The sequence below is a fragment of the Brenneria populi genome, assembly GCF_036016195.1.
Lineage (GTDB): Bacteria > Pseudomonadota > Gammaproteobacteria > Enterobacterales > Enterobacteriaceae > Brenneria > Brenneria populi.
The window spans coordinates 20,511-46,009 of record NZ_JAYWTM010000013.1; the positions used below are offsets into that span (position 1 = coordinate 20,511).

Annotated in this window: 20 protein-coding genes and 4 tRNA genes; 19 read left to right on the forward strand and 5 right to left on the reverse strand. The window is 56.9% G+C overall.

The window, feature by feature from the left end; genetic code table 11:
- Nucleotides 1–40: 40 nt before the first annotated feature.
- Nucleotides 41–322, reverse strand: a complete 282-nt coding sequence (ppiC, locus tag VSX58_RS14015; RefSeq protein ID WP_327618636.1) for a peptidylprolyl isomerase PpiC — start codon at nucleotides 320–322, stop codon at nucleotides 41–43.
- 161 nt (nucleotides 323–483) lie between these two features.
- Here ppiC and rep point away from each other — a divergent pair, with 161 nt between their 5' ends.
- Entirely contained in the window at nucleotides 484–2,508 is a 2,025-nt protein-coding gene (gene rep, locus VSX58_RS14020) for a DNA helicase Rep (protein ID WP_327618637.1), read from the forward strand.
- A gap of 98 nt (nucleotides 2,509–2,606) precedes the next feature.
- Here rep and ppx read toward each other — a convergent pair whose 3' ends face one another.
- Entirely contained in the window at nucleotides 2,607–4,103 is a 1,497-nt protein-coding gene (gene ppx / locus VSX58_RS14025; RefSeq protein WP_327618638.1) for an exopolyphosphatase, read from the reverse strand.
- Between the two features lie 6 nt (nucleotides 4,104–4,109).
- Nucleotides 4,110–5,399 carry an ATP-dependent RNA helicase RhlB gene (rhlB, locus tag VSX58_RS14030; RefSeq protein ID WP_327618639.1) on the reverse strand — a complete coding sequence of 430 codons (1,290 nt, stop codon included), beginning with the start codon at nucleotides 5,397–5,399 and terminating at the stop codon, nucleotides 4,110–4,112.
- 236 nt (nucleotides 5,400–5,635) lie between these two features.
- Between rhlB and trxA the strand changes: the two genes are divergently transcribed.
- The 18 genes from trxA to VSX58_RS14120 all read left to right on the forward strand — a co-directional run bounded on the left by trxA (nucleotide 5,636) and on the right by VSX58_RS14120 (nucleotide 22,330).
- Complete coding sequence (trxA, locus tag VSX58_RS14035) at nucleotides 5,636–5,962, forward strand: thioredoxin TrxA (protein WP_319606231.1); 327 nt, start codon at nucleotides 5,636–5,638, stop codon at nucleotides 5,960–5,962.
- A 407-nt stretch (nucleotides 5,963–6,369) separates the two neighbouring features.
- Nucleotides 6,370–7,629, forward strand: coding sequence for a transcription termination factor Rho (gene rho, locus VSX58_RS14040; protein WP_319606232.1), 1,260 nt, complete (start codon nucleotides 6,370–6,372; stop codon nucleotides 7,627–7,629).
- 374 nt (nucleotides 7,630–8,003) lie between these two features.
- Nucleotides 8,004–9,089, forward strand: a complete 1,086-nt coding sequence (gene wecA, locus VSX58_RS14045; protein ID WP_327618640.1) for a UDP-N-acetylglucosamine--undecaprenyl-phosphate N-acetylglucosaminephosphotransferase — start codon at nucleotides 8,004–8,006, stop codon at nucleotides 9,087–9,089.
- A gap of 30 nt (nucleotides 9,090–9,119) precedes the next feature.
- The gene (gene wzzE, locus VSX58_RS14050) at nucleotides 9,120–10,199 is read left to right on the forward strand and encodes an ECA polysaccharide chain length modulation protein (protein ID WP_327618641.1); all 1,080 of its coding nucleotides are present in this window, start codon (nucleotides 9,120–9,122) and stop codon (nucleotides 10,197–10,199) included.
- A 32-nt stretch (nucleotides 10,200–10,231) separates the two neighbouring features.
- Nucleotides 10,232–11,374 carry a non-hydrolyzing UDP-N-acetylglucosamine 2-epimerase gene (gene wecB, locus VSX58_RS14055; RefSeq protein WP_327618642.1) on the forward strand — a complete coding sequence of 381 codons (1,143 nt, stop codon included), beginning with the start codon at nucleotides 10,232–10,234 and terminating at the stop codon, nucleotides 11,372–11,374.
- Complete coding sequence (wecC, locus tag VSX58_RS14060; RefSeq protein WP_327618643.1) at nucleotides 11,371–12,633, forward strand: UDP-N-acetyl-D-mannosamine dehydrogenase; 1,263 nt, start codon at nucleotides 11,371–11,373, stop codon at nucleotides 12,631–12,633. Before wecB ends, wecC begins: the two co-directional genes overlap by 4 nt.
- Nucleotides 12,624–13,697, forward strand: coding sequence for a dTDP-glucose 4,6-dehydratase (gene rffG, locus VSX58_RS14065; protein ID WP_327618644.1), 1,074 nt, complete (start codon nucleotides 12,624–12,626; stop codon nucleotides 13,695–13,697). Before wecC ends, rffG begins: the two co-directional genes overlap by 10 nt.
- Before the next feature lie 29 nt (nucleotides 13,698–13,726).
- Entirely contained in the window at nucleotides 13,727–14,470 is a 744-nt protein-coding gene (gene rffC, locus VSX58_RS14070; protein WP_327618645.1) for a dTDP-4-amino-4,6-dideoxy-D-galactose acyltransferase, read from the forward strand.
- 4 nt (nucleotides 14,471–14,474) lie between these two features.
- Entirely contained in the window at nucleotides 14,475–15,605 is a 1,131-nt protein-coding gene (rffA, locus tag VSX58_RS14075; RefSeq protein WP_327618646.1) for a dTDP-4-amino-4,6-dideoxygalactose transaminase, read from the forward strand.
- 1 nt (nucleotide 15,606) lies between these two features.
- Nucleotides 15,607–16,857, forward strand: coding sequence for a lipid III flippase WzxE (gene wzxE / locus VSX58_RS14080; RefSeq protein ID WP_327618647.1), 1,251 nt, complete (start codon nucleotides 15,607–15,609; stop codon nucleotides 16,855–16,857).
- Nucleotides 16,854–17,939 (forward strand): TDP-N-acetylfucosamine:lipid II N-acetylfucosaminyltransferase, encoded by a 1,086-nt coding sequence (locus VSX58_RS14085; RefSeq protein ID WP_327618648.1) that lies wholly within the window; start codon nucleotides 16,854–16,856, stop codon nucleotides 17,937–17,939. Before wzxE ends, VSX58_RS14085 begins: the two co-directional genes overlap by 4 nt.
- The gene (wzyE, locus tag VSX58_RS14090; RefSeq protein WP_327618649.1) at nucleotides 17,936–19,321 is read left to right on the forward strand and encodes an ECA oligosaccharide polymerase; all 1,386 of its coding nucleotides are present in this window, start codon (nucleotides 17,936–17,938) and stop codon (nucleotides 19,319–19,321) included. Before VSX58_RS14085 ends, wzyE begins: the two co-directional genes overlap by 4 nt.
- An 11-nt stretch (nucleotides 19,322–19,332) precedes the next feature.
- Nucleotides 19,333–20,073, forward strand: coding sequence for a lipopolysaccharide N-acetylmannosaminouronosyltransferase (wecG, locus tag VSX58_RS14095; RefSeq protein WP_327618650.1), 741 nt, complete (start codon nucleotides 19,333–19,335; stop codon nucleotides 20,071–20,073).
- A gap of 248 nt (nucleotides 20,074–20,321) precedes the next feature.
- On the forward strand, nucleotides 20,322–21,713 hold the full coding sequence (thrP, locus tag VSX58_RS14100; protein WP_327618651.1) for a bifunctional threonine/serine APC transporter ThrP: 1,392 nt from the start codon (nucleotides 20,322–20,324) through the stop codon (nucleotides 21,711–21,713).
- A 139-nt stretch (nucleotides 21,714–21,852) separates the two neighbouring features.
- Nucleotides 21,853–21,929: transfer RNA gene (locus VSX58_RS14105), tRNA-Arg, on the forward strand.
- Between the two features lie 95 nt (nucleotides 21,930–22,024).
- Nucleotides 22,025–22,100: transfer RNA gene (locus VSX58_RS14110), tRNA-His, on the forward strand.
- 22 nt (nucleotides 22,101–22,122) lie between these two features.
- Nucleotides 22,123–22,209, forward strand: a tRNA-Leu gene (locus VSX58_RS14115).
- Between the two features lie 44 nt (nucleotides 22,210–22,253).
- Nucleotides 22,254–22,330: transfer RNA gene (locus VSX58_RS14120), tRNA-Pro, on the forward strand.
- A 262-nt stretch (nucleotides 22,331–22,592) separates the two neighbouring features.
- On the opposite strand, the gene VSX58_RS14125 is transcribed toward VSX58_RS14120, so the two are convergent.
- Both VSX58_RS14125 and VSX58_RS14130 read right to left on the reverse strand, forming a co-directional pair.
- Nucleotides 22,593–24,833, reverse strand: a complete 2,241-nt coding sequence (locus VSX58_RS14125; protein WP_327618652.1) for a TonB-dependent siderophore receptor — start codon at nucleotides 24,831–24,833, stop codon at nucleotides 22,593–22,595.
- Nucleotides 24,834–24,915: 82 nt separating this feature from the next.
- The coding region (locus VSX58_RS14130; RefSeq protein ID WP_327618653.1) for an RHO alpha subunit C-terminal catalytic domain-containing protein at nucleotides 24,916–25,499 on the reverse strand (584 nt) is incomplete at its 5' end.

Sequence of the window (25,499 nt, forward strand, 5' to 3'; positions counted from 1 at the left end):
GGGAACGGCGCGCCGACGATCGCCGGCGCGCTTTCGGCGTTTAATTGCGATATAGCACCTTGATCAAGTGATAGCCGAACTGGGTTTTCACCGGGCCGCACGGCTTCAGTAATTCGCAGGAGAATACCGCCTTATCGAATGCGGGCACCATATCGCCCTTGTGAAACTCGCCTAAATCACCGCCGTTGCGTTTTGACGGACAGGTCGAGTATTTTTGCGCCATTTTCTGAAAATCCGCGCCTTGTTCCAACTGCGCCAGAATATCTTTGGCCTGTTGCTCGGTATCCACCAGGATATGAAGTGCCGCTGCGGTATTCGCCATATCGTTACCTTTTATGCAAAAGAGATGTCGGCGTGCAATGTAACATTTGCCGCGCGGGATGTGGACCGCGCTGTGCAATTCCGCAGGCGAAATCCCCGATCAAGTTCAGCGGCTCTTTCTGCTACAATCGCTCCCCTGTTTTATGATCGAGTCTTGCCGCTATGCGCCTAAATTCCAGCCAACAACACGCCGTCGAATTCGTTACTGGTCCCTGTCTGGTACTGGCGGGAGCCGGCTCGGGCAAGACGCGCGTCATCACCAACAAGATCGCCCACCTGATCCGCCAATGCGGCTATCAGCCGCGCCACATCGCCGCCGTCACCTTCACCAACAAAGCCGCGCGCGAGATGAAGGAACGCGTGTCGCAAACGCTGGGGCGTAAAGAGACCCGCGGGCTGACGATCGCCACTTTCCATACGCTGGGGCTGGAGATCATCAAGCGCGAATATGCGGCGCTGGGCATGAAGGCCAATTTCTCGCTGTTTGACGATCAGGATCAGATGGCGCTGTTGAAGGAGTTGACCGAGCAATGGCTGGAGAATGACAAGGCGCTGCTGCAGCAGCTAACGTCGACGATCTCAAACTGGAAGAACGATCTTATCGATCCGGCGGGCGCGCAAGCGGCGGCGCGTTCCGAGCGCGACAGGCTGTTCGCGCACTGCTACGCGCTGTACCACGATCATCTGCGCGCCTGTAATGTGCTGGATTTTGACGATCTTATCCTGCTGCCGACGCTGCTGTTGAAACATAATCAGGAGGTGCGCGAACGCTGGCAGAATCGCCTGCGCTATCTGCTGGTGGATGAGTATCAGGATACCAATACCAGCCAGTACGAGCTGGTTAAATCGCTGGTGGGCAGCCGCGCCCGCTTTACCGTGGTGGGGGACGACGACCAGTCTATTTACTCCTGGCGCGGCGCGCGGCCGCAAAACCTGGTGCTGCTGCAACAGGATTTCCCGGCGCTGCGGGTGATTAAGCTGGAGCAAAACTACCGCTCCTCCGGGCGTATTCTGAAGGCCGCCAATATTCTGATTGCCAATAATCCGCACGTTTTCGAGAAGCGTCTTTTTTCTGAATTGGGCTATGGCGATGAGTTGAAAATCATCACCGCCAACAATGAGGATCATGAGGCCGAACGCGTGGTCGGCGAACTGATCGCGCACCATTTTATCAATAAGACCCAGTATGGCGACTACGCCATCCTGTACCGCGGCAACCATCAGTCGCGCCTGTTTGAAAAAATGCTGATGCAAAATCGCATTCCTTACCGGATTTCCGGCGGCACCTCATTCTTTTCCCGCCCCGAGATCAAGGATCTGCTGGCCTATCTGCGGGTATTAACCAACCCGGACGACGACAGCGCCTTTTTGCGTATCGTCAACACGCCCAAGCGCGAAATCGGTCCCGCCACGCTCAAAAAACTGGGCGAGTGGGCGAATCAGCGCAATAAAAGCCTGTTCAACGCCAGCTTTGATCTCGGGCTCAGCCAGTCTCTGACCGGGCGCGGCCTGGAGTCTTTACAGCGGTTTACCCATTGGGTGGCCGAGGTAGCCCGTTTGGCCGAGCGCGAGCCGGTCGCCGCGGTGCGGGATTTGATCCACGGCTTGGATTATGAAAGCTGGCTGTATGAAACCTCTCCCAGCCCCAAGGCCGCCGAAATGCGCATGAAAAACGTCAATCAGCTGTTTAGCTGGATGACGGAAATGCTGGAGGGCTCGGATCTGGATGAGCCGATGACCCTGACTCAGGTGGTCACGCGTTTTACCCTGAGGGATATGATGGAGCGGGGGGAAAATGAAGAAGAGTTGGATCAGGTGCAGCTGATGACGCTGCATGCGTCGAAAGGCCTGGAGTTTCCCTACGTCTTCCTGGTGGGCATGGAGGAGGGGCTGCTGCCGCACCAGAGCAGCATCGATGAAGAGAATATCGATGAGGAGCGCCGCCTGGCCTACGTCGGCATTACCCGCGCGCAGCGCGAGCTTACCTTTACCCTGTGCCGGGAGCGGCGTCAGTACGGCGAACTGGTGCGCCCGGAACCCAGCCGCTTTTTGCTCGAGCTGCCGCAGGATGACGTGGTTTGGGAAAGCGAACGCAAACCGGTGAGCGCGCAGGAGCGGATGCAGAAGGGACAGGGGCATCTGGCGAATATCCGCGCTCAGCTGGCCAAGGCTAAAGAGAGCCGATAGCTATCTGGGCCCATTGATAAGCGGCGTCAACGGGCGCGCGCAACGCGTGTGAAAAGAGTCGGCCGGGGCGACGGCCTGGGGACGCCGCCCGAAAAACATTACGCCGTATCCTCTTCCAGGGTCAGCGGCCAATGAACATAGCTCTGCCAGCGGCTCTCCTGCTCCAGGTTCTCCGCCCGCAGCGGATACTGCGCCATCCAGCCGGCGGGCAGCATAACGCGTAGCGTCTCCCCTTCGGCCAGCAAACGCACATCGGGCAGCGTGTCATCGCGGCGGCGGCTGGCGAAAATAATCGCCAGACGCAGCAGGCGGCATAAGCGCTGCGCCTGCGTCGCCGGCAGCGCGTTTTGCTGGCTTAACGGCGGCAGATCGACAGGGTTGCTTTGGTTTTGCAGCAGCGTCGCCAACAGTTTCTTTTGCGCGGGGGTAAAGCCGGGGAGGTCGCTATTGCGGATCAGGTATGCGGCATGCTGCGGTGATTGACGAAAATCGATACTCAGACCGATTTCATGAACCTGACAGGCGTGGTGCAGAAGCTCGCGACATCGCTCATCCAACTGCCAGCTTTGGGCAACCTGCCGGAAAAAATCATCGGCCAGTAGGCTTACCCGCTGCGCCTGTTCGATATCCAGCAGGTAGCGACGTTGTAAATTGTGCAGCGTGCGGTGGCGAATGTCCTGCTCAACCGGCAAATGCAGCATGCCGTACACTAACCCTTCGCGCAGCGCGCCGCCGGCCAGCGTCATGGTTTTAATGCCGAGCTCCTGAAAAATCGCCAGCAGAATAGCGAGCCCGCTGGGGAAAACCAGGGCGCGCTCCAGGGTAAGCCCTTCGATTTCAAGCTCTTCCAGTTTACTGCACTGGATGGCATGCCGCTTCAACTGCTGCAGTTTCTCCAGGGTGATATATTCATCCATCCCCTGGGCGACCATGATTTCCTGCAGCGCCTGTACGGTGCCGGAAGCGCCGACGCAGATTTGCCATCCTTGCCGATGCAGGTCGTTCGCCACCGAGCGCACCATGTCGCGGGCGGCCTGTTCGGCGCGTGCGAAATTTCCGGCTTCCAGATTACGATCGCTGAAATAGCGCTCCAGCCAGGTTACGCACCCCATCGGTAAGCTGAAAAGCCGGGTCGCCTGCGCGCCGACGCCGGTAGCCAGTTCGGTGCTGCCTCCGCCGATATCGACCACCAGACGCTTTTCCGGCCCGCCGGTGGTATGGGCGACGCCTTGATAGATTAGCCTGGCTTCTTCCTCGCCGCTGATAACCTGCACCGGTAATCCCAGTATCCGGCTGGCCTGCTGCAGAAACTCGTCGGCATTGACGGCGAGCCGTAAGGTCGCGGTGGCGACGACGCGCACCCGATCGCGCGGGATATCCTGCAGCCGTTCTGAAAAGAGCTGCAGACATTGCCAACCGCGCTGCATCGCTTCCTGAGATAAACGGTTTTGCTTATCCAGTCCGGCGGCGAGGCGGACTTTACGCTTGATTTTCGCCAGGGTTTGAATGCTCCCGGCGGCTTCCCGGACCACCAGCATATGAAAGCTGTTGGAGCCGAGATCGATGGCTGCATAAAGTGAAGAAGCGCTAAGCATTGGCGATCAACCCTGCCGTTTACGATGAGTCCGAGGCGCTCCGCTGCGGCGCGGCGCGCTGTTTCTGCGCGGGCCGTTATTGGAACGCGGCGGGCGCGTTAAACGTTTCGGCGCCGGTAAATCGTTAAGCAGGGCGTCGCTGTTGTATTTACTGACCGGAATATGATGGCCGATATAGCTTTCGATCGCCGGCAGATTCAGCGCATATTCTTCGCAGGCGAGGCTGATGGAGAAACCGCTTTCGCCCGCGCGGCCGGTACGGCCGATGCGGTGCACATAATCTTCGCAATCGTCCGGCAGATCGTAGTTGAATACGTGGGTGACGGAAGGAATGTGCAGGCCGCGCGCCGCGACGTCGGTCGCGACCAGAATATCCAGATTGCCGTGGGTGAAATCATCCAGAATGCGCAGGCGTTTCTTCTGCGCCACGTCGCCGGTCAACAGGCCGACGCGATGACCGTCGGCGGCTAAATGCCCCCAGATATCCTCGCAGCGGTGTTTGGTATTGGCGAAAATAATGCAGCGGTCCGGCCACTCTTCCTCAAGCAGCGTTTGCAGCAGGCGCATTTTTTCTTCATTGGACGGATAAAACAGCTCTTCCTTGATACGGTGGCCGGTCTTTTGTTCCGGTTCGACCTCCACGTACTCCGCATTATTCATCTGTTCGAAGGCGAGCTCGCGCACGCGGTAGGATAGGGTGGCGGAAAAGAGCATATTCAGGCGCTGCGTCGCCGGGGGCATGCGGCGGAACAGCCAGCGAATATCTTTGATAAAGCCGAGATCGTACATGCGATCGGCTTCATCCAGCACCACAACCTGGATTGCGCCCAGATTAATGTGGTTTTGCTTGGCGTAGTCGATCAGGCGGCCCGTGGTGCCGACCAGAATGTCCACGCCGCTTTCCAGCACCTTAAGCTGTTTGTCGTAGCCGTCGCCGCCGTAGGCGAGACCCAGCTTTAAGCCGGTCAGCCGGGAAAGCGCCTCCGCGTCGGAGTGAATTTGTACGGCCAATTCACGGGTCGGCGCCATGATTAACGCGCGCGGCTGATTGGTCTGACGCTCTGCGTTGGCAGGGTGCGAAAGCAAATAATGGAAAGTAGACGCGAGAAAAGCCAGCGTCTTGCCGGTACCGGTTTGCGCCTGACCTGCTACATCGCGTCCTGACAAAGCCAGTGGCAATGCTAACGCCTGAATAGGCGTACAGTTATGAAACCCTTTGCTTTCAAGGGCTTCAATAACCTGCGGGTGCAGGGCGAAGTCGGAAAACTTCTGTTCAGTTAAGTGTGTTTTGCTCATAGTGTGGTAGAATATCAGCTAATTATTGCTTTACGAAAGCGTATCCGGTGAAATAAAGTCAACCTTGTTGTTGGTTAATCTACACCAACGAGGTAGATATGCCCTCCATCTTTCAAGTTGCAGGTGTGTTGGCCGCCCTCTCTTACCCCAGTCATCCGACTTTCGTAAGCGCCTGGTCGCCGCCTTCCTGAACCTTGGAATCTATTGGGTATAGATATAATCCTGCGGAGTAAAATATGAGCGATAAAATTATTCACCTGACTGACGGCAGCTTCGATACGGAAGTATTGCAGGCTGAGGGCGTAACCCTGGTTGATTTCTGGGCTGAGTGGTGTGGTCCTTGTAAAATGATCGCTCCTATTCTGGATGAAATTGCTGAAGAGTTCGCCGGTAAGCTGACCGTCGCCAAACTCAATATTGATGAAAACCCGGCGACCGCGCCCAAATACGGCATTCGCGGCATCCCGACGCTGTTATTGTTCAAGAATGGCGAAGTCGCGGCAACCAAAGTGGGCGCGCTGTCCAAAGGTCAGTTGAAAGAGTTCCTGACCGCCAATCTGTAAATCGCTGAGGGTGGCAAACGGGCAATGGGGAATTCTCATATTCACTGCTTGCCGCCCGTCAGGAAGCGTGCTAGATTCTTCACTACTGCATACCGTACTTACCTATGTTTAAGCGCTTACGCTTAAGCCTGAAAGTTTGAGTCTAAAGCATTACTCTGCGTCAAAATCGGAAAGTCATTGATTTATAAAAATGTTCGTTATCTGGTTTGGGCAATCTAATAGTTTTAAAATAATTGGTTTTATGTGCTTTCGATCCCTTGCTATCGTTTTGTGCAGATCCTGCACGTCTTAAATGTGAAAAAAACGCGCGCTCGGCGATTGGAGGTTGTTATAGAGGCATGGATGACCCTGCCATACCATTCACGTTAATAGTTCGAGATTTACCCCGAGTTTAAGAACCCACCATTATGAATCTTACCGAATTAAAGAATACGCCGGTTTCTGAGTTGATTACTCTTGGCGAAAATATGGGGCTGGAAAACCTGGCCCGCATGCGCAAACAGGATATTATTTTCGCTATCCTGAAGCAGCATGCTAAAAGCGGCGAAGACATTTTCGGCGATGGCGTGCTGGAAATATTGCAGGATGGATTTGGTTTCCTCCGTTCAGCAGACAGTTCCTACCTCGCCGGTCCCGATGACATCTACGTTTCTCCCAGCCAAATCCGCCGTTTCAACCTCCGCACCGGTGACACCATCGCAGGGAAAATTCGTCCCCCGAAGGAAGGCGAACGCTATTTCGCCCTGCTGAAAGTCAACGAAGTCAACTACGACAAACCTGAAAACGCCCGCAGTAAAATCCTGTTTGAAAACCTGACGCCGCTGCATGCGAATTCGCGTCTGCGTATGGAACGGGGCAATGGTTCGACGGAAGATTTGACCGCTCGCGTACTGGATCTGGCGTCGCCGATCGGCCGTGGCCAGCGCGGTCTGATTGTGGCGCCGCCGAAAGCGGGGAAAACCATGCTGCTGCAGAATATCGCGCAGAGCATCGCCTATAATCATCCAGACTGCGTGCTGATGGTGCTGCTGATTGACGAACGTCCGGAAGAAGTGACCGAAATGCAGCGTCTGGTTAAAGGCGAAGTCGTCGCCTCCACCTTTGATGAACCGGCTTCCCGCCATGTTCAGGTCGCCGAGATGGTGATTGAAAAGGCGAAGCGTCTGGTTGAGCATAAGAAAGACGTTATCATTCTGCTGGACTCCATCACACGTTTGGCTCGCGCCTATAACACCGTTGTTCCGTCGTCCGGTAAAGTGCTGACGGGGGGCGTGGACGCCAACGCCCTGCATCGTCCCAAACGCTTCTTCGGCGCGGCGCGTAACGTTGAAGAAGGCGGCAGTTTGACTATCATTGCCACGGCGCTGGTCGATACCGGCTCCAAGATGGACGAAGTGATTTACGAAGAGTTCAAAGGCACCGGCAATATGGAGCTGCATCTCGCGCGTAAAATCGCTGAAAAACGCGTGTTCCCGGCGATCGACTACAACCGTTCCGGTACGCGTAAAGAAGAACTGCTCACCACCTCTGAAGAGCTACAGAAGATGTGGATTTTGCGTAAAATCATCCACCCGATGGGCGAGATTGACGCGATGGAGTTCCTGATTAATAAGTTGGCGATGACCAAAACCAACGATGAATTCTTCGATATGATGAAGCGTTCGTAAATTGCGGACGAAGAACTCGGGGAACGCCACGCTGGGTCGTGGCGTTTTTTTATTCCTGTAATTTATCTCACCCAAAATAATTCGCGTTGCGCGACAAAAACGCCGACGCGCGGGCAACCTGAAGCATGACGGGGATAGCCGATAGATTTCAAAGCGGGCGTCACCGCGCTGCAAATCGGGCGATGATGGGGATAAAATGATTAGCCGATACGTTAATCGTATAAATCGCGTTTCTTGATCCACGCCCGCCTAAGATGGACGGGCAGTGCCGACGGTTTGAAGGTTTGCGGGCGCATACCCATGCGGCGGGCGGGGCTGGAAGCGTAAACCGAGCGTATATTAAGCAGCCACAGCGGAATCAGAAGCTGTGAACGGTGAATTTACTCACGATGAGTAGCGAATTATTAATCATTTTTCTGTTTTCTCTGAGCTTCCTGTTTTTTGCTCGTCAGGTTGCGAGGATCATAGGGCTGGTCGATCGCCCCAATTACCGCAAACGGCATCATGGGCTGATCCCTCTGGTCGGCGGCATCTCCGTGTACGCCGGAATCTGCTTTACCTTCCTGTTGACCGATCGGTACATCCCCAATTTCCGGCTTTATCTGTTTTGCGCCGGCGTGCTGGTTTTTGTCGGCGCGCTGGATGACCGCTTCGATATCAGCGTGAAGGTGCGCGCCGTGGTGCAGGCCTGCGTCGCCGTTATCATGATGGCGTTCGCCGGTCTGACCTTACAGAGTTTCGGACATATTCTGGGGCCGTGGCAGATGCAGCTGGGGCCGTTTAGCTATCTGGTGACGCTGTTCGCCGTCTGGGCCGCCATCAACGCATTTAACATGGTGGATGGTATTGACGGGTTGTTGGGCGGACTGTCCTGCGTCTCTTTCGGCGCGCTGGGCATACTGCTGTATCTCAGCGGCCATGCCAATCTGGCGCTTTGGTGCTTTGCCATGATCGCCGCTATTATTCCTTACATCCTGCTTAACCTTGGCGTTTTCGGCAAACGTTACAAAGTTTTTATGGGGGATGCGGGCAGCACCATGATCGGCTTCACCGCCATCTGGATCCTGATTCAAACCACCCAGGGGCGCCAGCATCCGATCAATCCCGTCACGGCGCTGTGGGTCATCGCTATTCCCCTGATTGATATGATTGCCATCATGTATCGTCGTCTGCGTAAAGGGCTGAGTCCGTTTTCACCCGATCGCCAGCATATTCATCACTTAATGATGCGGGCGGGTTTTACTTCCCGGCAGGCATTTGTTCTTATTACGCTGGCGGCCGCGCTGTTGGCCGCGTTCGGCGTTCTGGGGGAATATCTCTCATTCGTGCCGGAATGGGCTATGTTGGCACTATTCTTGCTCGTGTTCCTGCTGTATGGCTACTGCCTGAAGCGCGCGTGGCGGGTGGCGCGTTTTATCAAACGCATCAAGCGACGCATACGCGCCGATGGAAAAAAGTAGCGGTCTTGACCAAATAACGTTGGGGAAGTAATGAAATCAGAGAACCTATCCACCGGTAATGCGTCAGTCGACAATGAGCTGGATATCCGCGGTTTATTTCGTACGCTGTGGCGCGGCAAGGTCTGGATCCTGTCTATCGCCTGCTTGTTTGCTTTGATCGCGCTGCTCTGCTCCTATTTGCTGAAGCAGGAGTGGAGCGCTACGGCGATTACCGATAGGCCGACGGTCAATATGCTGGGCGGATACTATTCCCAGCAGCAGTTCCTGCGTAATCTGGACGCCAACGCCTTTTCCGTTCCGCAGCCGGAGCTGCCGGCGATCTCGGCGGTGGCCTACGATGAGTTTATCATGCAGCTGGCGGCCTACGATACCCGGCGCGAGTTCTGGCTGCGGAGCGACTATTATAAACGGCGCCAGGAGGGGGATGCCAAAGCGGACGCAGCCCTGCTCGATGAGCTGGTGAACGATATCCGCTTCACGCCGCACGACGATGTCAAAAAGACCAACGATAGCGTGAAGCTGGTGGCGGAGACGCCGGCGGATGCCAATACGCTGTTGCGTCAGTATGTGGAATTCGCCAGCCGGCGCGCCGCCAGCCATCTGAATGAAGAGATCAACGGCGCCTGGGCCGCCAGAACCATCTTTATAAAATCGCAGATTAAACGTCAGGAAGCGGTGGCGAAGGCCGTTTACGAACGCGAGCTGCGCAGCGTCGAACTGGCGCTGAAAATCGCGCAGCGCCAGGGCATCGGCCGAAGCCAAACGGATACGCCGGCGGATGAGCTGCCGGCGTCCGAAATGTTTTTGCTGGGCCGGCCGATGCTACAGGCGCGTCTGGAGTCATTGCAGTCCAGCGGCCCACGCTATGATATTGACTACGATCAGAACCGCGCCATGCTGGCCACCCTGAATGTGGGGCCCGCGCTCGACGCCAATTTCCAGACCTACCGTTATTTGCGTACGCCGGAAGAACCGATCGGGCGCGATAGCCCGCGCCGGGCTTTTCTGATGATCATGTGGGGCGCTATCGGCGCGCTGGCGGGGGCGGGCGTGGCTTTGGTTCAGCGTCCGCGCCGATCCGCCGGCGGATTAGCGTCCGGTTCGCAGTAAGTCTGCGTCTAACTCGATTAAAGAGATTCACTGTGAAAGTGTTGACTGTTTTCGGCACCCGTCCGGAGGCCATCAAGATGGCTCCGCTGGTCCGTGTTATGGCTGATGATGAAGCCTTTGAATCAAGAATTTGCGTGACGGCCCAGCATCGGGAAATGCTCGATCAGGTGTTGCGTTTGTTCGATATTACCCCAGATTATGACCTGAATATCATGCAGCCGGGCCAGTCGCTCGGCGAAATATCCAGCCGGATCCTGAGAGGCCTTGAGCCCGTTATGGCGGAGTTCAAGCCCGATCTGGTGCTGGTGCACGGCGATACCACCACCACATTGACGGCGAGTCTGGCCGCATTTTATCAACGTATCCCCGTCGGGCATGTTGAGGCCGGATTGCGTACCGGCAATCTCTATTCCCCCTGGCCGGAAGAGGCCAACCGCAAGTTGACCGGACATCTGGCGCTGTTCCATTTCGCGCCGACGGAGAATTCGCGCCGCAACCTGCTGCGCGAGCGCCTCTCGGATCGGCATATTTTCGTCACCGGGAACACGGTGATCGATGCGCTGTTCTGGGTGCGGGATCGCATCGTTAACGATGAAGCGCTGCGTCGCCGCCTGGATGAGAAGTATGCTTGCCTGGACGCGGCCAAGAAGCTGATTCTGGTTACCGGGCATCGGCGTGAGAGCTTCGGCGGCGGCTTTGAGCGCATATGCGGCGCGCTGGCGGACATCGCCCGGCGCCACCCGGAGGTGCAGATTGTTTATCCGGTCCATCTCAATCCGAACGTCAGCGAGCCGGTGAACCGGATTCTGAGCGGTATTGATAATGTGATGCTTATCGCGCCGCAGGACTATCTGCCCTTCGTTTATCTGATGAACCGCTCTTATATGATCCTGACGGATTCGGGCGGTATTCAGGAAGAGGCGCCGTCGCTGGGCAAACCGGTGCTGGTGATGCGCGATACCACCGAGCGTCCCGAGGCGGTGGAGGCGGGCACGGTCAGGCTGGTGGGCACGGATGCGGCGAAAATCGTCGAGAGCGTCTCTCAACTCCTGACGGATGAAGAGGCCTACCAGACCATGAGCCGGGCGCACAACCCGTACGGCGACGGCCAAGCCTGCCGGCGTATCGTCGAGGCAATCAAAAATTATCAAAAGAATCATCAGGTGACACCATGAGTTTTGACACGATTTCGGTTATCGGACTGGGGTATATCGGTTTACCGACGGCGGCCGCCTTCGCTTCGCGCAAAAAGAGGGTGATCGGCATCGATGTGAATAAGCAGACGGTAGAGACCATTAACCGCGGCGAGATTCACATTGTGGAGCCGGATCTGGAGGCGCTGGTAAAAGCCGCGGTCGAAAACGGCTATTTACGGGCGCAGAACCGGCCGGCGCCGGCGGATGCCTTTTTGATTGCGGTTCCGACGCCTTTTAAGGGCGATCACGAGCCGGATATGGCTTATGTCCGGGCGGCGGCGGAGTCCATCGCGCCGGTGCTGAAAAAGGGCGATCTGATTATTCTGGAGTCGACTTCGCCCGTCGGCTCGACGGAGCAAATGGCGCAGTGGTTGGCTCAGGCGCGGCCGGATTTAACCTTTCCGCAGCAGGCGGGCGATGACGCCGATATCAATATCGCCTACTGTCCGGAGCGCGTATTGCCTGGCAAGGTGGTCGTCGAGCTGATTAAAAACGACCGGGTGATCGGCGGGATGACCGCGACGTGCTCGGCGCGCGCAAGCGAGCTGTACAACCTCTTTCTTGAAGGTGAGTGTGTGGTTACTAACTCTCGCACCGCCGAAATGTGTAAACTGACGGAAAACAGTTTTCGCGATGTGAATATCGCCTTCGCCAATGAGCTGTCGCTGATCTGCGCGGAACAAAATATTAACGTATGGGAGCTTGTCCGATTGGCAAACCGCCATCCGCGCGTCAATATTCTGCAACCCGGCCCCGGCGTCGGCGGACACTGTATTGCGGTCGACCCCTGGTTCATCGTTGCGCAGAATCCGCAGCAGGCGCGGCTGATTCATACGGCCAGGCTGGTGAACGACGGTAAGCCGCTATGGGTGGTCGATCGGGTGAAGGCGGCCGTCGCGGATTATCTGGCGCAAACGGATAAACGCCCCAGCGAAGCGACGGTCGCCTGCTTCGGCCTGGCGTTTAAGCCGGACATCGACGATTTGCGTGAAAGCCCGGCCGTCGCCATTACGGAGATGATCGCGCAGTGGCATGCCGGCACGACGCTGGCGGTGGAGCCGAATGTCAGGCAGTTGCCGGCCGCGCTGATGGGGCAGGTGAAGCTGGCCGATCTGACCACGGCGTTGCAGGATGCCGATGTGCTGGTGATGCTGGTCGACCACCGTCAGTTTAAAGCCGTCGATCCCGAGGATATTAAACAAAACTGGGTTATTGATACAAAAGGAGTATGGCGTTGAAACGTATTTTAATCACCGGTGGCGCCGGATTTATTGGTTCGGCGTTGGTCAGACATATTATTACCGAGACGCCGAACAGCGTGGTGGTGGTGGATAAACTCACCTATGCCGGTAATTTGTCCTCTCTGGCTCCGGTTGCCGACAGCGCCCGTTTCGCTTTTGAACAGATTGATATTGGCGATCGCGCGGCGTTGGACAAGGTGTTCGCCGAGTATCGGCCGGCCATGGTGATGCATCTGGCGGCGGAAAGCCACGTCGACCGTTCTATCGACGGCCCGGCCGCCTTTATCGAAACCAATATAGTGGGCACTTACACGCTGTTGGAAGCCGCCCGGCATTACTGGCAAAGCATGGGCGACGCCGAGAAAGCGGCGTTTCGCTTCCACCATATTTCCACCGATGAAGTGTTCGGCGATCTGCACGGCACCGACGACCTGTTCACCGAAACTACGCCCTACGCCCCCAGCAGCCCCTATTCGGCGTCTAAAGCGTCGAGCGACCATCTGGTCCGCGCCTGGCTGCGCACCTATGGGCTGCCGACGATGATTACCAACTGCTCCAATAACTACGGCCCCTATCATTTCCCGGAGAAGCTGATCCCGCTGGTGATTCTGAACGCCGTTGCCGGTAAGCCTTTGCCGGTGTATGGCGACGGCGCGCAGATTCGCGACTGGCTGTTCGTCGAAGATCACGCCCGCGCGCTGTATAAAGTGGTGACGGAAGGCGTCGTCGGGGAAACCTACAATATCGGCGGCCATAATGAACGTAAGAATATCGAAGTGGTGCAGACGATCTGCGATCTGCTGGAAGAGCTGGCGCCGAATAAACCGGCGGGCGTGGGGCGCTATCGCGATTTAATCACCCATGTTAAGGACCGCCCCGGCCATGATATGCGTTACGCCATCGACGCCGGAAAGATTGAGCGCGAGCTTGGCTGGCGTCCGCAAGAAACCTTTGAGAGCGGTATGAAAAAGACCGTGATCTGGTATCTGAATAATGAGAAGTGGTGGCGCAGCGTACAGGACGGATCTTATACCGGCGAACGCCTGGGGCTGGCCGACTAACACTATCCGCAGGGGTGGGGACGGCGACGATGACAGAGATGATGCTTTCGAGCGGAACACGTCCGCCGGCGCGCGTTTACGCCGGCATCGACCCCTTGGACTGGGAAAGCCGCTTTTTCAATCTTGCCAGCGGCAAGCTGAATTTTTCGGCGGACGCGCCGCCGTTGACGCCGGAGCGGCTGAATCGCTTTGCGCTGACGCAGGCCAAAGTCGCCGCGGATAATATGCCGCTGGCCGACGCGCTGGCGGATTTCGGTTTCCGTCTGGTGGAGGGAGAGGTCGATCTCTGCCTGACGTTGGAGGAGGCGCCGCAGGCGGACGCGCCGTCTTATTTGCGGATCGCGGACGGCGATGATATCCCGGCGTTGCGCGCGTCCGCGGCCCGGGTTTTCACCCTGAGCCGTTTTCGCCCTCCCTGGTATCGGCCTGCAGACAGCGGACGCTTCTATGCCCAGTGGGTGGAAAACGCCGTGCGCGGCGTCTTCGATCATCAATGCCTGCTGGTTGAAAACGCCGCCGGACAGCCGCAGGGGTGGGTAACGCTGCGCCGGCTGAGCGCGGCGGAAGTCCGCATCGGTCTGCTGGCCGTCTGGCCGGGCGCAGCGGCCCGCGGCATCGGCGCGCAGCTGATGGCGGCGGCGGAGATGTGGTGCCGGCGGCAAGGCGTACGGCGGTTACGGGTCGCGACACAGGTAGGCAATGTGGCGGCTCTTCGTCTTTACCTGCGTCGCGGTGCCAGAGTTGAGAGCACGGCCTATTGGTTATACAGGTGATCATATGATTCCGTTTAATGCGCCGCCCGTGGTGGGTACCGAACTCGATTATATCCAGGCCGCCATGAGCAGCGGCAAACTGTGCGGAGACGGCGGCTTTACCCGCCGCTGTCAGCAGTGGCTGGAGCACTATTCCGGCAGCGCCAAAGCATTATTGACGCCATCCTGCACCGCCTCGCTGGAAATGGCGGCGATTTTGCTGGATATCAAACCCGGCGATGAAGTCATTATGCCGAGCTATACCTTCGTCTCCACCGCCAACGCCTTCGTGCTGCGCGGGGCGAAAATCGTGTTCGTCGATATTCGCCCGGACACCATGAATATTGATGAAACCAAGATTGAGGCGGCGATCACCGATAAAACCCGCGTTATCGTGCCGGTTCACTATGCGGGCGTGGCCTGTGAGATGGACGCCATTATGGCGCTGGCGCAGAAGTATGATCTGTTTGTGGTCGAGGATGCCGCCCAGGGAATGATGTCCCGCTATCGGGGGCGGATTCTGGGATCCATCGGCCATATCGGCTGCTACAGCTTTCACGAAACCAAAAACTATACCTCCGGCGGCGAGGGCGGCGCGACTTTGATTAACGACCCGCGGCTGATCGAACGGGCGGAAATCGTGCGGGAAAAGGGCACCAACCGCAGCCAGTTCTTCCGCGGCCAGGTGGACAAATATACCTGGCGCGATATCGGCTCCAGCTATCTAATGGCGGATATTCAGGCCGCCTATCTATGGGCGCAGCTGGAGGCGGCAAAGCAGATTAACCAGCGCCGCCTGCAGCTGTGGAAAACCTATCAGTCGGCTTTTAAGCCGCTGGCGGACGCCGGACGCATCGTCCTGCCGTCGCTGCCGGAGCACTGCCTTCACAACGCGCATATGTTTTATCTCAAGCTGCGCGACGCGCAGGACCGGGCGGCGTTTATCGACTATATGAAAGAAGCCGAGATCCTGACGGTATTTCACTATATTCCGCTGCATCGCTGTCCCGCCGGCATCAACTTCGGCCGCTTTGCCGGCGAAGATCGCCATACCACGCGGGAAAGCGAGCGCCTGGTGCGCCTGCCGCTGTTCTATAATCTGTCCGACGTCAATCAGCGTACGGTAATCAACACCATTCTGAGTTTTTTTTCCTGATATGTCGCTGGCGAAAGCATCGATCTGGACGGCCGGCGCCACGCTGATAAAAATCGGCGCGGGGCTGATTGTGGTCAAGCTGCTGGCGGTGGCTTTCGGCCCCAGCGGCGTGGGGCAGGCCGGAAATTTCCGTCAGCTGATTACGGTGCTGGGCGTGCTGTCGGGCGCGGGGATTTTTAACGGCGTCACTAAATACGTCGCGGAATATCATCAGCGGCCGGAGCGGCTGCAACCGCTGCTGGGCACCGCGGTTGCGCTGGTGCTGGGCTTCTCCTCGCTGCTGGCGGCGGTGTTTGTGTTTGCCGCCGCGCCGATAGCCGATGCGCTATTCGGCCATGATGAATATCGTCAGGTTATCCGCGTGCTGGCGCTGATCCAGATGGGGATCGCTTACGCCAACCTGTTTCTGGCGATCCTGAAGGGGTATCGCGATGCGCAGGGTAATGCGCTGGCGACGATCGGCGGCAGCCTGATTGGGCTGGCCGCCTATTGGCTCTGTTTCGCGCTGGGGGGATACGCCGGCGCGCTGGCCGGCCTGGCGCTGGTGCCGGCGCTGACGGCACTGCCGGCCGGCATGCTGATGCTGCGGCGCACGCCCTTGTCCTGGCGGATGCTAACGCCGGCCTGGGATAACGCCGTCGCCGGCCGCTTGGGCAAGTTCACTCTGATGGCGCTGATGACGGCGGTAACGCTGCCCGTGGCCTATATCATGATGCGCAATCTGCTGGCGCGGCATTACGGCTGGGAAGCGGTCGGCATCTGGCAGGGCGTCAGCACGATTTCCGACGCCTACCTGCAGTTTATTACCGCGTCGTTCACCGTGTATCTGCTGCCGACGCTGTCGCGCCTGACGGATAAAGCCGCGCTTTCCCGGGAAATCGTCCGCGCGCTGAAATTCGTCTTGCCCGCCGTGGCGGGCGTGAGTTTTTGCGTCTGGCTGCTGCGCGATGTCGCCGTCTGGCTGCTGTTCTCCAGCCAGTTTACCGCCATGAGGGATCTGTTTGTTTGGCAGCTGACAGGCGATGTAATGAAAGTGGGCGCTTACGTTTTTGGTTATCTGGTGATCGCCAAAGCCGCGCTGCGTTTTTATCTGCTCACGGAGGTGAGCCAGTTCCTATTGCTGGCGATTTTTTCCCACTGGCTGATCCCGAAATATGGGGCGCTGGGCGCCGCGCAGGCCTATATGGCGACCTATCTGGTCTATTTTTTGCTTTGTTGTAGCGTATTCATTATTTACCGTAGGCGAACATGACGACACTGATTCATGTCCTGGGATCGGATATCCCACATCATAACCAGACGGTTTTGCGTTTCTTTAACGATACGCTGGCGGCCGTTTTGCCGCCGCCGCAGGTGCGGAATTTTATGGTCGTTGCCGGCGGCGCGCTGGCGCAGGCCGATTTCCCCGCGCTGAATATAGACATCTATCCGCATAAGCGGGCGCTGGCCCAGGCGGTGATCGCCAAAGCCAGGGCCGATCGCCGCACGCGCTTCTTTTTGCACGGGCAGTTTAACCCCACGCTGTGGCTGGCGCTGTTGCGCGGCGCTATCAAACCCGCGCAGGCGTACTGGCATATCTGGGGCGCGGATCTGTATGAAGAGGCGCGCGGCCTGAAATATCGCCTGTTCTATCTGCTGCGCCGCGCGGCGCAGAAGCGTATCGGGCATGTGTTCGCCACGCGCGGCGACCTGGCCTATTATCAGCGGCGGCATCGCCGCGTGCCGACATCGCTGCTGTACTTTCCGACGCGTATGGATGCGCAGTTGACCGGGCTGGACGTGCGGAAGCCGTTGGCGGGGCCGATGACCATTCTGGTCGGAAATTCCGGCGATCGCACCAACCGCCATCAGGAAGCGCTGCGCGCCATCCATCAGCAGTTCGGCGCCAAGGTGCGGGTCATCGTGCCGATGGGCTATCCGGCGCGCAACGGGCAGTATATCGCCCAGGTAGAGAAAGAAGGGCTGGCGCTGTTCGGCATCAAAAATTTTCAGCTGCTGAAAGAGCCGCTGGCGTTTAACGACTATCTGAACATGCTGCGCACCTGTGATTTAGGCTACTTTATTTTTGACCGTCAGCAGGGGATCGGCACGCTGTGTCTGCTGATCCAGTTCGGCGTTCCCTTTGTGATCAGCCGCCGCAACCCGTTTTGGCAGGATCTGACGGAACAACATCTGCCGGTGCTGTTTTATGGCGATAGTCTGGATGAAGCCCTGGTGCGCGAGGCTCAGCGTCAGCTGTCCACCGTTGACCAGCATCAGATCGCGTTCTTTAACCCCAACTATCTGCAAGGCTGGCGGCAGGCGCTGGCGCTGGCGGCGGGAGAGGCGACATGACCCTGGGCGAGTTTGGCGGCCTGTTCGCGGTCTACCTGATTTCCGCGATCTTTATCCTGACGCTGACGTGGCGGGAGTTCCGCCGCGTGCGTTTCAACTTCAACGTCTTGTTCTCTCTGCTCTATTTATTAACCTTTTACTTCGGTTTTCCGTTTACCTGCCTGCTGGCGTTTCGCTTCGGCGTCGACGTGGTTCCCGCCCCCTATTTGCTTCAGGCGCTGCTCTCCGCCACGGCGTTTTATGCCATCTACTATGTGAGTTATAAGACCCGGATGAGCAATAAGGCGCGGGCGGGCGGCGCGGCACCGGCTCCCCGCCCGCCGCTGCTGGCCATTAACCGGGTAGAGGCCAATCTGATCTGGATGCTGCTGGCGCTGATAGCGGCGGCGACCGTCGGCCTATTTTTTCTCAACAACGGTTTTCTGCTGTTTAAGCTGCGTTCCTATAGCCAGATTTTTTCCAGCGAGGTATCCGGCGTCGCGCTGAAGCGTTTTTTCTACTTCTTTATCCCGGCGATGCTGGTGGTCTATTTCCTGCGGCAAACCCGGCGCGCCTGGCTGCTGTTTCTTATCGCAACGGCGGCGTTCGGCATGCTGACGTATGTGATTGTCGGCGGCACCCGGGCCAACGTGATTATCGCCTTCGCCCTGTTTCTGTTTATCGGCATCGTGCGCGGCTGGATCACCCTATGGATGCTGGCGGCGGCGGGCATCTTCGGCGTGCTGGGCATGTTCTGGCTGGCGCTGAAGCGCTACGGCATGGATGTCAGCGGCGACGAGGCGTTTTATACCTTCCTGTATCTGACTCGCGACACCTTCTCCCCCTGGGAGAATCTGGCGCTGCTGTGGCAAAACTACGCGAAGATCGAATTTCAGGGACTGGCGCCGATCGTGCGCGACTTCTATGTCTTTATTCCTTCCTGGCTATGGCCCGAGCGCCCTAGTCTGGTGCTGAACAGCGCCAACTACTTCACCTGGGAGGTGCTGAATAACCATTCCGGGCTGGCGATTTCCCCCACGCTGCTGGGGTCGCTGGTGGTGATGGGCGGCGTGCCGTTCATTCCCCTCGGCGCGGTGGCCGTCGGGCTGATTATTAAGTGGTTCGACTGGGTTTATGAGCTGGGCAAACGCGACGCTAATCGCTACAAGGCTGCCGTTCTGCAGGCGTTTTGTTTCGGGGCGGTCTTCAATATCATTGTATTGGCGCGCGAAGGCGTTGACGCTTTCGTCTCCCGCGTGGTGTTTTTCTGCCTGATTTTTGGGCTGTGTCTGCTGGTCGCCAAACTTTTGTACTGGCTGCTGGACAGCGCCGGTTTGATCAGACCGCGTTTATCGCGCGCCGCCCCTCCCGCGCCCGCATCGCCCACGCGCGGCGTGCTGTAACAGGATTTAACATGGAAGCAAAAAAAACCGTTCCCACCTATTCGATCCGCGGTTTCTCCATTTGCGGATTTCAGCATATGGCTCAGTTTGTCGATTATCTGTTTTGCGGCGATCGGGTCGCTGCGGGCACGCTGGTCGCCATCAATGCCGAAAAAGTATTGACGGCGGAGCGGGATGCGGCGCTGCGCGCCCTGTTGGATCAGGCCGAATACAAATACGCGGACGGCATCAGCATTGTCCGCTCCATTCGGCGTAAATATCCTCAGGCGCAGGTGAATCGCATTGCCGGCGCCGATTTATGGGAAGCGCTCATGCAGCGCGCGGGCGAGAAGGGCACGCCGGTTTTTCTGGTCGGCGGCAGGTCGGAGGTGCTTGCGCAAACCGAGGCCAAACTGCGTACCCGGTGGCGGGTTAACATCGTCGGCAGTCAGGACGGTTATTTCGCGCCATCGCAGCGCGATGCGCTGTTTGCGCGCATCCGCGCCAGCGGCGCGCGGATCGTTACCGTCGCGATGGGATCTCCCCGGCAGGAGATATTGATGAGCGACTGCCGTCGATACTACCCGGACGCGCTCTACATGGGCGTGGGCGGCACCTACGATGTGTTTACCGGCCATGTAAAGCGCGCGCCGCTGGTATGGCAAAATGCCGGTTTGGAGTGGCTTTACCGTTTATTGGATCAGCCCAGTCGAATTACTCGCCAGCTTAAGTTATTGAAATATATTGTTTATCATTACAGCGGGCGTCTGTAGCCGCGCTTACCCGTCGGATGCCGAGGTGTTATTTTAACCCGCATTATTGTATCGTCACGAGCGCGAAAATAACGTAAGCGCGCCAGATGCTGCGCGGCTTACAACAATAATAACCGGCAAAAGCCGGGACAAATACAACGTATCTACCCGATAGAGTTCGAGCCGCATCCGGGCGGCGATCCCCGCGGGCGTCATGAAGCCGGCGCGGATGCAGCTTGAAAGATAAAGGGAATAAGGACAGAGGATTTATGGCAGAAGAGATAAAACAGGACAAACTCCATCGGGGCTTAGAGGCAAGGCACATCGAGCTGATTGCGCTGGGCGGAACCATCGGCGTCGGGCTATTTATGGGCGCCGCCAGCGCGCTGAAGTGGGCCGGACCGTCTGTGCTGCTGGCCTATATCACCGCCGGGATATTCGTTTTCTTTATTATGCGCTCGATGGGCGAAATGCTGTACACGGAACCGGTGGCCGGCTCGTTCGCGGTTTACGCCCATAAATATTTGAATCCGTTTTTCGGCTATCTCACCGCCTGGAGCTACTGGTTTATGTGGATGGCGGTGGGGATTTCGGAGATCACGGCGATCGGCGTCTACGTCCAGTTCTGGTTCCCCGATTTGCCGCAATGGATACCGGCTATCGCCGCCGTCGTTTTAGTGGCGAGCGCCAACCTGGCCGCGGTGCGGCTGTATGGCGAAATCGAATTCTGGTTCGCGATGATCAAGATTACCACCATCATCGCCATGATCGTCGTGGGGCTGGGGGTGATTTTCTTCGGCTTCGGCAACCACGGTCAGGCGACGGGGTTCGCTAATCTGACGCAGCACGGCGGTTTCCTGGCCGGCGGATGGAAAGGGCTGCTGTTTGCGCTGTGCCTGGTGGTGGCCTCTTATCAGGGCGTCGAACTGGTCGGGATCACGGCGGGCGAGGCGAAAAATCCGCGGGTGACGTTGAAACGCGCCATCAATAATATTCTGTGGCGCATCCTGATTTTCTACGTGGGGGCGATATTCGTTATCGTGACGATTTTCCCGTGGAATGAGATCGGCACCTCCGGCAGCCCGTTTGTGTTGACCTTCGCGAAAATCGGCATCACCGCCGCGGCGGGCATTATTAATTTCGTCGTTCTGACCGCCGCGCTATCCGGCTGCAACAGCGGAATGTATAGCTGCGGGCGTATGCTTTATTCACTGGCGAATAACCGCCAGCTGCCCGCATGGCTGGGGAAAGTTACGGCCAGCGGGGTGCCGGTGAGCGGCGTCGCGATCTCGATTTTCTGCCTGATGGCGGGGTCGCTGCTGAACTATATCCTGCCTAATCCGGAGAAGGTGTTTGTCTATGTTTATAGCGCTAGCGTGCTGCCGGGGATGGTGCCGTGGTTTGTGGTGCTGATTAGCCAGATTCGTTTCCGCGAACACCACCGCGCCGCGCTGAGCGCGCATCCGTTCAAATCGGTGCTTTTCCCCTGGGTAAACTACCTGACGATGGCATTCTTGCTGTGTGTGCTGGTGGGGATGTATATCAATATCGATACGCGCATGTCGCTGGTTGTCGGTATGGTATTTTTGGCCTTCGTCAGCCTGTGCTATTTCGTCCTGGGACTGGGCCGAAAACAGGCGATGATCGGGGCTAAGTCGTAGCGTTTACGGGCGGGGCGAGCGGATTTGCGCGTTATTTGACTTGAAGTGAGCAAAGCATAAGCAAACGCATCATTTCGATAAAAAAGCACTAGACAGGCACAGGTTAAATCCGTAGTATCCCCTCCCGCAACGGCGCTATGCGCCCGTAGCTCAGCTGGATAGAGCGCTGCCCTCCGGAGGCAGAGGTCTCAGGTTCGAATCCTGTCGGGCGCACCATTAAGTTGTGTGCAAGAGCTGCGGTGGTACATTTACCCCGTAAAAAAGGTTGTACCGCGTCAATGTGCAGTAATAAGTAGTAAGCGTGGTCTATGGTGGCTATAGCTCAGTTGGTAGAGCCCTGGATTGTGATTCCAGTTGTCGTGGGTTCGAGTCCCATTAGCCACCCCAGATTAAAATGTTTGTGAGTTATGCGAAGGTGGCGGAATTGGTAGACGCGCTAGCTTCAGGTGTTAGTGTCTTAACGGACGTGAGGGTTCAAGTCCCTCTCTTCGCACCACGCAAACAGAGCATCAGCGATGCTTACCGTCATAGCGGTATATTCGGCGAGTAGCGCAGCTTGGTAGCGCAACTGGTTTGGGACCAGTGGGTCGGAGGTTCGAATCCTCTCTCGCCGACCATTTCTCAATAGCTTTGTCCAAAGATGTCCAGGCGGAGCTACTAAAAATAGTTAAAACAGTGAATTGTTATATTCGCTGTTTTCTTTTTTCTGCTTAAATCCACCCTGATATAGTAAAAGCCACTCTTTTTAGGCATACGTTTAGCATAGCCTGAACGAGGTGTCGCTATGCCTATAACCCGCCGGATAATTTGCCTGGGCAGATGCGTCGCCGATGCTGCCGGGCGCCGCCACCGCGCCCGGCAATAAAGGACGAGACGAACTCAGTACCGATAAGTAAACGACAATGTGGCATTACGTCCCGCCGCATAATACGACTGTCTCCAATACAAGCTAGTCAGGTATTTGCGATCAAGGAGATTGTCGATATTAAGCGAAACATTGAAGTTCGAGTTGATGTCATAGCTGGCCATGGCATTGAGCACAGGATACGAACCCTGGCGACTAATGATGGTGCTGCCATTGGTCGCGGTGCCATTCTCGCGATAGATATCGCTTTGCCACTGAATACTGGTTCCAACCTTAAGGCTATTCCATTGCGGAATACGGTAGCTAGTTGCCAGATAAAAAGTATCTTGCGGCGCGAAGGTGCGAGTGGGTTTTCCTTCTCCATCGCGCATTGAGAACAGATGAGTCAAGCCGGCGTTGATCTCCCAACCCGGCGCCAGCTGCCCCGCCAGCGTCAGATCGTACCCTTCAACGATGGTATCGACCGGCTTGTAATAGCTAAAACCTTTTTCATTATCCCAGCCTGCGTATTCGGCCGTATTTTTCTGCTTGGTGCGGAACAGCGCGGCACTGGCGTTCAGATGCCCGTCGAGCCACTCTCCCTTGATGCCGCCCTCTACGTTGTTGCCCTCGATCGGATCGAGCAACGCCTGCGATTCGTCAAGCAAGTACTGGGGATTGAATATGCCCGTGTAGCTGGCATACAGCGAATAGTTGCTGTTCAAGTCGTAGATTGCGCCCAGATAAGGCGTTGCTTTCGTTTTGTCGTAGGAGTGGGGATCGCCCGTCCGTTCGCCGTCGCTGCGCAGGTTAGTCAAGTTGGCGCCAGCGATCAGCTTGAGTTGGTCGCTGAGCGAGAAGTGGCCCGCTGTGTAGATACCGCGTCGATAGATGGCGTAGTCCGCATAGCTTGTTACGTCCGCGAATGCGGGACGCTCGAAACTGCCGTCGAATTCACCAACCGCAGGTGTCGCTAGACCGATAGCGTCATCTCTGGAAGTCCAATGCGCATTGGTGCGCGCCCAGTTAGCCCCCAGCACCACTTCATGCTCGCGGCCAAACATCGTCAATGGCCCTTTAATGGAGGCATCGCCCAGCAATTGCCGCTCGGTACGATCGAACTTGGAAGCATAACTGCTCAAACCCAGTCCTGTGGTCGGGTCAGGCGCTTCACCGTTTAACCCGATCATCATCATTTCGGCATCGGAAGTCATTTCCCGGTAATTCGCCGTAACCTGTGAGCGCCATCCATTACCCCAGTCGGTTTTCAACTCGGCGAAACTCTGCTTGTCATCGGTGTTCCAGTAGGACCAGTCCGGCGCAGTGTTATAGGAACGTTTATAGGAAATCGGCGAGCCGTCGGCATAGTTGAGCGTCAGTGCGCTCCACATGATACCTTTGGGACGGTTGCGCTGTTCAGAATGACCAAAGAGAAGCGTGCTGCTATCGGTCAGGTCGGCCTCAAGCATTCCCGAGAATACGGTTTTCTCCTGTGAGTAGCGGTCTAGGTAGCTGTTGCCTTTCTGCCCTGCGACCAGAAAACGGCCACGCAGGCTGCCGCTGTCGTTGAGTGAACCGGAAACATCAGCCTCAGCGCGCCGGGTCGCCCACGAACCATAGCTGATGGTCGCCGCAGCCTGAGTATCGCGCGTCGGCCGCTTGCGAACGAAGTTGATCGTTGCCGAGGGGGTGCCCGGATTGGATATTAATCCATTAGCCCCCTTGAGGACTTCGATGTGATCGTACAGGAAGGTGTCGATATCTCCCATCTGCTCCTCCGAAGAGAACGGCACGCCAATGCCATCCACCTGGAAGTTGTTGATATCCAGCCCGCGAGCGGTGAAATAAGTACGGTCAGTTTCAACCCTTTGCACATTGACGCCCGCCGCCTGCAAGGCATCGTTGACGTTATTGAGTTTGAAGTCTTCGAGCTGCTGATGGGATACCACGCTGAGGGTTTGCGGCGTTTCACGCGGAGACAAATCTAGTTTGGTTGCAGTACGGCTTTCACCAACCGTATAAGATTCCGTATTTTCAGTGATGGCGGAACGAGAGTCTTGTGACGCAGTGACAACGATCTCATCCTGTTCCTTGGCAGAATCCCCGCTTTTGTTGGCAGCGCCTGTCTGCGCTACGGCCGATGCTGTCAATGACAGTGTCGCAACGGTAATGCCAAGCGCCAGAGGTGAGGGTAAACGGCTGGTGGAGTCCGGGCGATTCTTGCCGCCTTCTCCAGCCGCTGCACGCGCATTTTTATTAATATTAATGATAGTCATTTGTCTTTTTATTCCTATCTGTGGGCAAATTATGAATGTTAGCAACAAAGGTGAACGGCAAAGGTGACGAACAGCGGCAGAATTAATGGGAAAATCCATTTAGGGCTGCACCCATCATATTCCGATACCAGTCATGAAAGTGCTGCATACCTTCTTCCAATGGAATCTGGTACGGCCCTCTGTCATCAATGCCCTTCTGGTACAACGCGCGGCGCCCCGCATCGGTGCGCTCGGCGATTTCATCATCTTCTATGGCTGTTTCCATGTAAGCCGCGCGATGTGCCTCTACCAGATCACGGTTATTCTCAACGAGCTCCCGCGGGTAGTAGAATTCGACCATGTTGAGGGTTTCGTGGATGCCTTTCGGATAGACGGTGGAGAGTACTAGCGCCTGCGGGAAAACCTCGATCATATGCGTCGGGTAGTAAGCCGCCCAGATCGCACCGAAGTCTGGCCGATTTCCCTCATGATGGCGCATTAGCCCCTGGTGCCATTCACGATAAGCATCAGTACCAGCCCGCTCAAGGTTGGTAGCGACTCCGATCCGCTGCAAGCTGTACCAGTCTCCATATTCCCATGTCAATCCTCTGCTATTGACATATCGGCGCAAGCCTGGATGGAAAGAGGCGATATGATAGTCATCGGTGTAGATCTCGATGAATGTCT